Source organism: bacterium (genome assembly GCA_030654305.1).
GTDB lineage: Bacteria > Krumholzibacteriota > Krumholzibacteriia > LZORAL124-64-63 > LZORAL124-64-63 > PNOJ01.
In genome coordinates this window covers 1-9,595 of record JAURXS010000006.1, presented here as the reverse complement: position 1 = coordinate 9,595, position 9,595 = coordinate 1, and the positions used below count along the sequence as shown (strand labels likewise).

The 9,595-nt window shown below is 70.6% G+C and carries 11 protein-coding genes; 10 read left to right on the top strand and 1 reads right to left on the bottom strand.

The annotated features are described in order from the left end of the window. Positions 1 to 11: 11 nt before the first annotated feature. The 8 genes from Q7W29_00180 to Q7W29_00145 all read left to right on the top strand — a co-directional run bounded on the left by Q7W29_00180 (position 12) and on the right by Q7W29_00145 (position 7,379). Positions 12 to 179 carry a hypothetical protein gene (locus tag Q7W29_00180; protein ID MDO9170230.1) on the top strand — a complete coding sequence of 56 codons (168 nt, stop codon included), beginning with the start codon at positions 12 to 14 and terminating at the stop codon, positions 177 to 179. A gap of 107 nt (positions 180 to 286) precedes the next feature. Beyond that, positions 287 to 676 (top strand): secondary thiamine-phosphate synthase enzyme YjbQ, encoded by a 390-nt coding sequence (locus Q7W29_00175; GenBank protein MDO9170229.1) that lies wholly within the window; start codon positions 287 to 289, stop codon positions 674 to 676. Between the two features lie 25 nt (positions 677 to 701). After that, positions 702 to 1,475, top strand: coding sequence for a hypothetical protein (locus Q7W29_00170; GenBank protein ID MDO9170228.1), 774 nt, complete (start codon positions 702 to 704; stop codon positions 1,473 to 1,475). Further along, positions 1,463 to 2,725 carry a glycosyltransferase gene (locus Q7W29_00165; GenBank protein MDO9170227.1) on the top strand — a complete coding sequence of 421 codons (1,263 nt, stop codon included), beginning with the start codon at positions 1,463 to 1,465 and terminating at the stop codon, positions 2,723 to 2,725. Before Q7W29_00170 ends, Q7W29_00165 begins: the two co-directional genes overlap by 13 nt. Further along, positions 2,722 to 3,855, top strand: coding sequence for a hypothetical protein (locus Q7W29_00160; protein MDO9170226.1), 1,134 nt, complete (start codon positions 2,722 to 2,724; stop codon positions 3,853 to 3,855). The genes Q7W29_00165 and Q7W29_00160 overlap by 4 nt, the downstream gene beginning before the upstream one ends. Next, positions 3,837 to 5,687, top strand: coding sequence for a hypothetical protein (locus Q7W29_00155; protein MDO9170225.1), 1,851 nt, complete (start codon positions 3,837 to 3,839; stop codon positions 5,685 to 5,687). The genes Q7W29_00160 and Q7W29_00155 overlap by 19 nt, the downstream gene beginning before the upstream one ends. Further along, positions 5,677 to 6,546 carry a hypothetical protein gene (locus Q7W29_00150; protein MDO9170224.1) on the top strand — a complete coding sequence of 290 codons (870 nt, stop codon included), beginning with the start codon at positions 5,677 to 5,679 and terminating at the stop codon, positions 6,544 to 6,546. The genes Q7W29_00155 and Q7W29_00150 overlap by 11 nt, the downstream gene beginning before the upstream one ends. Beyond that, positions 6,543 to 7,379, top strand: coding sequence for a YaiO family outer membrane beta-barrel protein (locus tag Q7W29_00145; GenBank protein MDO9170223.1), 837 nt, complete (start codon positions 6,543 to 6,545; stop codon positions 7,377 to 7,379). Before Q7W29_00150 ends, Q7W29_00145 begins: the two co-directional genes overlap by 4 nt. Before the next feature lie 115 nt (positions 7,380 to 7,494). On the opposite strand, the gene Q7W29_00140 is transcribed toward Q7W29_00145, so the two are convergent. Then, positions 7,495 to 8,346, bottom strand: coding sequence for an MBL fold metallo-hydrolase (locus Q7W29_00140; GenBank protein MDO9170222.1), 852 nt, complete (start codon positions 8,344 to 8,346; stop codon positions 7,495 to 7,497). A gap of 211 nt (positions 8,347 to 8,557) precedes the next feature. Between Q7W29_00140 and Q7W29_00135 the strand changes: the two genes are divergently transcribed. Both Q7W29_00135 and Q7W29_00130 read left to right on the top strand, forming a co-directional pair. Then, positions 8,558 to 9,145 carry a DUF642 domain-containing protein gene (locus Q7W29_00135; protein MDO9170221.1) on the top strand — a complete coding sequence of 196 codons (588 nt, stop codon included), beginning with the start codon at positions 8,558 to 8,560 and terminating at the stop codon, positions 9,143 to 9,145. A gap of 234 nt (positions 9,146 to 9,379) precedes the next feature. Beyond that, positions 9,380 to 9,595 (top strand): MFS transporter (locus tag Q7W29_00130; protein MDO9170220.1); only part of this gene is annotated, 216 nt, incomplete at its 3' end.

Here is a 9,595-nt window from a genome sequence, read left to right as displayed (position 1 = left end):
TGCCGCGCTCCCTGGACGACGCCCTGGACGCCCTGGAGGTCGACCACGAGTTCCTGACGCGGGGCGACGTGTTCCCCGAAGCCCTGATCACGCGCTGGCTGTCGATCCAGCGCGCGGAGATCCAGGCCATCAATCGCCGGCCGCACCCCTACGAGTTCTCGATGTACTTCGATCTCTAGGCCTGGCCGTTCGCGGCAGGGGTGGCCGTCGCATCGTCGGGGAATTACCCTGTTCCATTAGGATATTCACGGTCCGTCCGGACGGAGCCGCGCCGGCGGAGGTGGGCATGGTCGAATTCCAGGTCGGTACGGACGCCCGCAACGCCTTCGTCGATATCACTTCTCAGGTTCAACGCGCCGTGGACGAAATAGGCCTGCAGGACGGGGCGGTCCTGGTCTGGGCCCCCCACACCACGGCCGGCGTCACCGTCAACGAGGGCGCCGATCCCGATGTGGTCCGTGATATGATCGAGGCCCTGGACCGCGCCGTGCCCTGGGACGCCGGCTGGCGCCACGCCGAAGGCAACGCGGCGGCCCACGTCAAGAGCAGCCTGGTGGGCTGCGGCCAGCTGGTGCCGGTCGCCGGCGGCCGGCTGGCCCTGGGCGTCTGGCAGGCGGTCTGGTTCTGCGAGTTCGACGGTCCGCGCCGGCGCAGCGTGAGGGTTCACGCCGTCTGACCGCCGCGGCCGGGAAAGCGCGCCCTTGAAGGATCGCATCCACTACCATCGCGCCTACAAGCGGCTGGGGCCGGTGCGCCGGCTGCCTCTGGTCGCGCTGCTGCTGCTGGTGGCCCTGCTCGACGCGGCGATCGCCTGGTACCACGCCCCCCTGCTGGACGCGTTCGTCCGGCAAGTGGCGCGGATGGCGGACTGGGTGGGCGTGCGGACCGAGCTCACGCACTGGGAGTTCCTGCCGGTGTGGGTCTCGCGCATGCCCGTGCTGGACGCGGCGGGCGCCTTCCCCTCGCGCCGGCTGGCCCTGGTCACCTTCATCGCGTCGGTGCTGATCGTGGCGGTGCTGCCGCGCCTGCGCTTCGTGCCCAAGGTGCTGCGCGTCTACGCGGTGTTCCTGTCCCTGCTGAACCTGATCTCCGGCGCGTTCTTCGTGCTGGTGCCGCACCTGTTCCCCTACGACGTGCTCGACTTCTCGCTGCTCTACATGGGCACCCAGTTCGGCATGTGGCTGCTGATGCCCGTGGTGATGGGCGTGGCGCTCTCGCCGCTGCAGACGCCGGTCTGGGAGCGCTTCGCGGTGATCCTGGCGACGGTCGCCTACGCGGTGCTGTTCGGCGCGGTGCGCTACGCCAGCTTCCTGTACCTGCTGCAGAAGCTGACGGTGCTGCACATGGCGGCCATGTTCTTCGCCCTGGGCCCGCTGATCGACTTCGTCTACCTGGTGGCGATCTACTCGGTGTACATGAACGTCGTGGCCCTGCGGCTGCGCGACCGGCCGGAGACGTGGCGATGGTCGTTCTGATCCTCAAGCTGTACGTGCTGCTGGTGGTGGTGATCATGGCGATCTACGCCACGCGGCACTACCGGTTCACGGTCAACCGGCTCGTCGGCGACCAGCGCCTGTACTACCAGGACCTGATCGACTCGGATCTGCCGCGCATCTCCGTGCTGGTGCCGATGCACGACGAGGAGAAGGTGGCCCGGCAGTCCCTCGAGGCGATCCTGCGCTGCGAGTACCCGCGCGGGCTGCTCGAGATCATCCCCATCAACGACCACTCCGGCGACGGCACCGCGGCGATCCTGGACGAGATGGCCGCCAAGCACGACGTCATCAGGCCGTTGCACCGCCACGAGGGCCAGCGCGGCAAGCCCGCCGCCCTGAACGACGCGCTGCTGGTGGCCGCGGCCGACGTGATCATCGTCTTCGACGCCGACTACCTGCCCGCCCGCGGTTCGCTGCGCGACCTGGCGATCTCGTTCAAGGACCCGGAGGTCGGCGCGGTCATGGGACGCGTGGTGCCGGTCAACACGCGCGCCAACCTGCTGACCCGCCTGCTCGACCTCGAGCGCAGCGGCGGCTACCAGGTGGACCAGCAGGCCCGCCACAACCTGCACCTGATGCCGCAGTACGGCGGCACCGTCGGCGGCTTCCGGCGCGACCTGGCGCTCTCGTTCGGCGGCTTCGACCAGCGCGTGCTGGCCGAGGACACCGACCTGACCTACCGCCTGTTCATCAACGGCTGGAAGGTGGTCTACGCCAACCGCGTGGAGTGCTTCGAGGAGGTGCCCGAGACCTGGGAGGTGCGCTCGCGCCAGATCCGGCGCTGGTCGCGCGGGCACAACTACGTCATGTTCAAGCACTTCGGCGGGCTGCTGCGCTCGCCCTACCTGACGCGCGCCGAGAAGCTGGACGGCCTGCTGCTGCTGACGATCTACCTGGTGCCGGTCTTCCTGCTGACGGGCATCCTGGATTCCGTGGCGCTGTTCTTCATGGGCGAGATGCAGATCGTCGACAGCGTGCTGGTCTTCCTGTTCGTGGCGACCTACAACTCCTTCGGCAACTTCGCGCCCTTCTACCAGATCGGCACCGCGTCGCTGCTCGACGGCGTCACCCACCGCATCCGCCTGCTGCCCTTCCTGATGTTCTACTTCCTGGCGAACATCTGGACGATCACGCACGGGTTCCTGCAGGCCCTCGGCGACCGCTTCTGGCGCCGCAAGCGCGCCGAGTGGGACAAGACCAAGCGCTTCCGCAAGGAGGCGGCCGCATGACGCGACGACTGGCCGGCCTGGCCCTGCTGCCCGCGACCGCCGTCACGGCGGGGGCCGCCACGCACGCGCTGTCCTTCGAGGCCGTGCTGCTGCTGGGCGCCTTCGGCCTGCTGATCCTGGTGCCCTTCGTGCCGGGGTTGATCGAGGTCTGGCGCCCGCGCGACCGCTATCCGCTGCCGGTGGACATGAACTACGTCAAGGACCCGCGCTACCTGGGCCACTCGGCCCGCGCGCTGCTGGCCGCCGCCCTGCGCGGCGACCAGGGCCCGCCCGGCCGCCGCACGGTGACCCTCTCGAAGGTCGAGGCGGTCGAGGTCCACGACAGGCTCGACGTCTCGGCCGGGGCCAACCTGACGGCGATCCAGCTGGCCCGGGGCCCGATGGTCGTCGGCGAACGCGCGACCTGCGACCGCGACCTCTATGCCCGCGCCGGCGCCCGCATCGGCGAGGGCGCCGTCCTGCGCTCGCTGGCCTGCGACGGGCGCGCCGCGCTGGGCCGCGGCGTGAGCATCGCCCGCTGGCTCGACGTCGAGGGCGACGTCCACGTCGGCCCGCAGTCGCACCTCGGCGCCAGCGCGGCGGCCGCGGGCTTCCTGGAACTGGCCGACGGCGTGACGTTCGAGCGGCTGTGGGGCTCCCCAGTGCGCACGACGGGCTACCTCGGGCCGCGCGAGCTGCCGCCGGCCCCCGCGCCGTTCGCGTTGCCCGACGTGCTGGAGATCCGCGATCTCGAGGACCTGGCGAGCCTGCACCGGGGCGACCTGGTCGTCGGGCCGGGCGAGACCTTCGACCGCCCGCTGGTGGTCAGGGGCGACCTGCGGATCGAGACCGACGCGGTCGTCGACCGCACGGTCAAGGTGTACGGCGACCTGACCCTGGCGCCCGGGGCGCTGCTGCTCGGCGACGCCTTCGTCGAAGGTTCGGTGTTCGTGGGCGAGGGGGCGGCCGTGCGCGGTTGCGTCTTCTCGCAGAACTCCGTGGAACTGGGCCGCGGGGCGCGCGTGGGCGCGCCGGGCCTGGTCAAATCGGTCGTCGGCAAGCGCAGCGTGACGCTGGCCGGCGACGTGGCCGTCCACGGGTACGTGCTGACCGACGGTCGAGGATGCGTGACATGCCGCGGCTCGGACTGATCCTGGCCCTGGTCGCCTGCGTCGCCGTGGCGGTCTACGGCGTGGGAGTCCAGCGCCACGTCGGTCGCGAGGCCGAGCGCGGCGACCTGCGCGTGCTGGTGGGATACAACCCCTCGCTCATGGACGAGAGCGGTGACGTCATCGCGGCCTGGCGCAGCGTGCTGGAGGAGGAGGGCGTCGCGGCCGAGGCCCTCGACCTCTACACCCTGCTGGACCTCGACCCGGCGGCGACCGTGGCCGCCTGCCCCGCGCTGATCCTGCCCGACGGGGTCTGCCGCCGCCTGAACTCCTCGCTCGAACCCTGGTTGGACGCCTACCTGCGCGCCGGCGGCTCCCTGATGGTCGTCTACGACGCCGGCATCAAGAGCCTCAAGGGCGCCTACCTGCCGCGCAGCTACCTGGCGAAGTTCACGGGCGTCCAGCACGTCGACTACACCGACGGGGGCCAGGACAGCTACACCACCGGCACGGTCCGCTTCGTCGATCAGGACGCCGCCCGCACCTGCCAGATCCCTCCCGGCAAGCTGGACCCCGATCTGACCCTCACCGGCTACGCCTATGGGCGCCTGCGTTACCCCGTCGCGCGCACGCGGCTCGAGGCGGACGACGCGCGTGTGCTGGCCTGGGCCGACGCCGCGGACGGCCGCGAGCACCCGGCGATCGTCGCGCGTCCGTACGGCGCCGGCCGCTGCCTGCACGTGAACCTGCCGCTGGGCCACCTCAAGTCTCATGCCGACGACCTGCCGCTGCGCGCGCTCGCGCGCTGGTGGCTGCTGGACGAGGTGGGCCTGCCCTGCCTGATGAGCTCGCCGCGCGGCGTCGGCGGCCTGGTCCTGAACTGGCACGTCGACGGCAACGGCGACTGGCCCTACCTGGACGACATGGTCGCCCGCGGCCTCTTCCGCCGCGACCTGCCCGCCTCGATCCACGTCTGCGCCGGCCCCGACCTGAACGCGCCGGGCGACGGCGACGGCTTCGACGCCTGCGGGAAGGGGCGCCGCCAGCTCGAGGCGCTGGCCGGCCTGGGCGAGATCGGCTCGCACGGCGGCTGGACCCACAACCTGTTCTCCGCCGAGGTGCTGGCCGGACGCTGGGGCGCGACCGAAGCGGGCGACGCCGTGCGCCGCAATCGCGACTGCCTGCGCGAGGTCGTCGGCCGACCCGTCGTGGAGTACTCCGCGCCCGACGGCGTGCACCCGCCGCACCTGATGACGCCGCTGCTCGAGGAGCTGGGCTTCACCTGCTACTACACCACCAGCGACGTCGGCAGCGCGCCCAACCGCAGCTTCAGCGACGGGCGGCGCCTGTCGGACCTGCTGATCGCCTTCCCGGTCATGCCCCTGCGCGACGTGGCGAGCTTCGGGGAGATGGACACCAAGCACCGCCTGGACAGCGGCGAGGTGGCGGCCTGGTTGGACGGGATGCTGGACTACTGCGAGCGCAACCGCACGGTGCGCCTGATGTACTCGCACCCCTACAACCTCTACCTGTACCACGGCGACCAGGACTACCTGCCCGCCTACGCCGCCTGGCTGGACGAGCTGGCGGCGCGTTGCCGCGACGGCCGGCTGCAGGTGCGCCCGATGCGCGAGTTCGCCGACTTCCAGCTGCGGATGCTCGAGACCGAGGCGACCTGGCGGGTCGTCGACGGGGAGCTGCGGCTGCACCTGCGCAACCCGCGCGGCCTGCGCGACCTGGCCTTCAGCGTGCCGGCCGGCCGCTGGCTGGCCCCGGCGGCGCCCTACCTGCGCGCCACCACCGGCGACGGGCGCCACGTGGTGGTGATCGAGGATGATGCGCGCGAGATGGACGTGGTGCTGCATGCTCGCTAGCGCGGCGCTCCTGACACTGTCCGGCGGCTGCGCCGGGCACCGCAACCCGGCGCTGGCGGTCGTGAACTGGTTCGAGCCGCTCGACGGCGGGCGCGACCACGTGAGCCCGTACTTCGCGAACCTCTACGCCCTGTCGCTGGTGCGCCACGGGCTCGGGGCGGGCGAGGTGCGCGACTACGTGGCCTGGTACCTGGACCACCTGAACTACCCGGACCGCCACGGCCTGACCGGCACCATCGACGACATGGACGTGCGGCCGGGCGGCCGCCTCGAGCGCACCGGGCGCTACGACTCGGTCGACGGCTACGCCGGCACGTTCCTGCTGCTGCTGGACGAGTGGGAGCAGTCCGGCGGCGACCGCGCGCTGCTGGAGGCGAACCGCGCGCGCATCCAGGACGTGGCCTGGCTGCTGCTGCGCCTGCAGGATCCCGACGGGCTGGTGCGCGCGCTGCCGGACGCGAACGCGCGCTACCTGATGGATAACTGCGAGGCCTACGCGGGGTTGCTGGCCTACGACGCCCTGAGCCGGCGCTTGGGCTGGGACACCGGACCCCGTTACCGCGTCGCGGCCGAGGACATCCGCGAGGCCGTGCTGAACCGCCTGTCCGACGAGCCGGGCCGGCGCTTCCACTGGGCGGACGCCGGCGGCGTGCCGCACCGGTCCGACTGGGACGTGTTCTACCCGGATGCGCTGGCCCAGCTGTTCCCGATCCTGTACGGTGTGGTGGACGCCCGCTCGGATCTGGCGCAGCACCTGTGGCGGGAGTTCGAACAGCGCCACGACCCGCGCGCGGGGCGGCCGGTCTCGGCGGTCCAGCGCGCGATCATCGACCTGACCAGGGAGCGAGTGACGCCGTGAGCCACACGACCATGCGATCCATCCTGCTCGCCGCCGGCCTGGCGGCGCTGTCGCTGACCGGGGCCGCGGGCGCGCACGCCGCCGGGGGCGCCGAGGAGTGGGCCCGCCTGCGCGGGGCCCCGGGCTACCGCCTGGACGTCGACCTGCTGCTGGACCGCCTCGACCCGCAGGACCTCTACGGGAACTGGGCGACCGGCACGGCCACGCTCTACGTGAAGACCCTGCCGCGCCTGACGCCGTTCGTGCAGGTGTCGGTGCTGGAGCGCGAGGACGTCGACGCGGGCTTCTCCGTCGGCACCTACGCCGACTGGACCAGCCGCCTGTATTCGTCCACCTCGTTCACCGCCGGCGGCCGTTCGCACTACCTGCAGAAGAACCGCTGGGACCACTCCTTCTTCTTGAATACCGGCCCGGTCACCCTGGTCGCCGGCGCCGGCTGGCTGCAGGACCACGACGGCCACGAGGACTGGTCGCTCGCCTTCGGCCCCCGTCTGTGGCGGGGCCGCCTGATCCTCGAGTACCTCGCGACCCGCACCGCCAGCGATCCGGGCGACCACGTCGGCTGGAAGCACCGGGTGTCCGGCGGCTGGGGGGAGGAGGGCCGCAGCTGGCTCTTCGCCAACCTCACGGTCGGCCAGGAGCGCTACGCCGCCACCTGGGTGACGCCGATCCAGGACGTCGACCACGACTTCTACGAAATCACGGCGAGTCTGCAGCGTTGGGTGCGGCCGCGCCTGGGCTACAAGCTGCAGGCGGGCTGGCTGGATCTCGGCGAAGGGTTGGACGGTTACGAGAAGATCGGCGTAGGCGTAGGCGGATTCGTCGAATTCTAGATTGGATGAAAACCCATCGTGACAGGGGTGTCCGTAAGGCTCCGTAGCCAGGATGGCGAAGGAGCCTGAAGGTCAAGCGTTCCGGGCACACGAGGTGCCCGGAACGCGTCCCCTGTCACGATGGGTTTTCATCTTCTCGGGCGCAGGCGGTGGATGACGAGTCGGCCGCGGCGCGGTCGAGGAGGTTGCCGAAGGCGGTGCGGTAGCGCGCGAAGTCTTCGCGGGTCATGACCGGGCCGTGGCCCGGGACCAGCAGCGTGAAATCGACTTCGTCCAGGCGCGCCAGCGCGGCTTGCCAGCGGCGGGGATAGGCCGTGTCCGGCAGCGGGACGGGCAGGGTCACCAGGTCGCCCGCGACCAGCACGCGCGTGGCGGGATCGAAGAGCCAGACGTCGCCGGCGGTGACGGCCCGCGTTTCCAGACCCAGCACGAGATCGCGTCCGGCGATCGTGCGCGCGCCCGGCGCGGCCACGATCTCGTCGGGCGCCAGGGCGTCGCCCTCGTCCAGGATGGCCAGCTCGGCGCGCATGGTCGCCGCGGCGAGCGTGTCGAGGTCCGCCCGCGCGAGCGCGCCCTCCAGGTGGGCGCGGTAGTCCGCCAGGAAGCCCGTCCTCGCGCCGGCGAGGGCGTCGCTGGCCCAGACGCGCACGCCCGGATGGGCGCGCCGCACGCGCGGGTTCCCGCCGAGGTGGTCGAGGTGCCAGTGGGTGTTCACGATCGCGGCGACGGGCGCTTGCAAGCGCGCCGCGAAGTCGAGGATGGCCTGCGCGTGAGCGGGATGCCGGCCGGTGTCCACCACGATCAGCCCCGCGGGAGCCTCCAGGATCACGGTGTTGCCGTCGGGCTGGCTGCCCCGGACGAAGCGGCCCGGCAGCAGATGGATCCCTGCGGCGACTTCCTCGGCCCGGCAGGGCGCAGCGACGGCGCACATCGCCAACAGCACGAGGGTCGTCTGTCGCAGCGTCATGGCGGCGTCTCCTTGCCGGAACGGGTGGTCGATCGGGATTCGACGCAGGTTCCCGCGAAATGTTCCAACCGCAAACCTGTTATCGCATCAATCAGTTAATACCATACTAATTTGATATACAATCAGGAAGTCGTCGTGTATGCTGGTGCGACATCCTGGGACTTGGTGGCGAAGCTCCGCCACCCCCAACACCATTGAGAGGGAGATCCCCATGCGTCGTTGCTTGTTGGCTTGCCTCGTGATCGTGATGGCGGTCGCCGGCGCTGCGCCCGGCCGGGCCCAGATCGTCAACGGCTCCTTCGAACCCGCCAGTCCGTTCGGGAGTTGGACCACCCTGCCCGGCGGCTCGACCGCGATCCCCGGCTGGACGACCTTCGCCTCGGGCGTCGAGTGGTTCACCGGCTACGCCCTCGATGGGCTCTACAACATCGACCTGGCCAACTACACCTCGTCCGACGGCGGCATCGAGCAGACGTTCCCCACCACGCCCGGCGAGGTCTACATCATCGAGTTCTCCCTCGGGACCCACCAGACGTCGGGCCGCGACGGCACGGCGGAGATCGTGGTCGGCGCCGACGGCGCGAGCCAGACCTTCACGGCCGTGAACCATTCGGTTACGATCGCGTGGGAAAGCAAGTCGTTCACGTTCACGGCCGACGACGCGAGCGCCACGCTGCGGTTCCGCTGCCTGCAGAACGCCTACCTGCACTTCGCCTACCTCGATGCGGTGGGGGCGACGGCGCTGAGCACGCCGGCGGAGTCGAAATCCTGGAGCGAGATCAAGTCGCTCTACCGGTGACCCTTGGATTTCCCGGATTTCGGGGCCGTCAGCCGAGGCTGGCCGGCCCCGTTCCGTTTGGTAGGCCTGCTGAACGCGATATTGACAGCCTCTGTCGATGCGAGGCCCCGGGCAGCCCCCAGAATCCGCTTGACCGGCTGAAGGAAGTCGGGGTACTTTGTTCGGCGTGCGTACAAAGATGTGGATGTTCGAGACCACCCACCGCCACCCGGGAGCGTTCCAAGAGATGAAGCCATGAGCGCCGCAACGCACAGCCGGACCGCGCCCGAGGATCGGATCAAGTTCTCGCACAAGCTGGCCTACGGCGCTGGCGCCTTCGTGAACAACCTCCTGTCGGCGGCCATCGGCGGCATGATGATCATCCTGAACCTCGGGCTGCACATGGACCCGCGGATGGTCGGCTGGGTCAGCGCGCTGCCGCGCCTGGTCGACACGATCATCGACCCGATC

Coding starts and splice junctions, on each gene's coding strand:
- Q7W29_00150 (MDO9170224.1), top strand. CDS start 5,677: ATGCTCGCTAGCGCGGCGCTCCTGACACTGTCCGGCGGCTGCGCCGGG.
- Q7W29_00160 (MDO9170226.1), top strand. CDS start 2,722: ATGACGCGACGACTGGCCGGCCTGGCCCTGCTGCCCGCGACCGCCGTC.
- Q7W29_00135 (MDO9170221.1), top strand. CDS start 8,558: ATGCGTCGTTGCTTGTTGGCTTGCCTCGTGATCGTGATGGCGGTCGCC.
- Q7W29_00155 (MDO9170225.1), top strand. CDS start 3,837: ATGCCGCGGCTCGGACTGATCCTGGCCCTGGTCGCCTGCGTCGCCGTG.
- Q7W29_00165 (MDO9170227.1), top strand. CDS start 1,463: ATGGTCGTTCTGATCCTCAAGCTGTACGTGCTGCTGGTGGTGGTGATC.
- Q7W29_00140 (MDO9170222.1), bottom strand. CDS start 8,346: ATGACGCTGCGACAGACGACCCTCGTGCTGTTGGCGATGTGCGCCGTC.
- Q7W29_00175 (MDO9170229.1), top strand. CDS start 287: ATGGTCGAATTCCAGGTCGGTACGGACGCCCGCAACGCCTTCGTCGAT.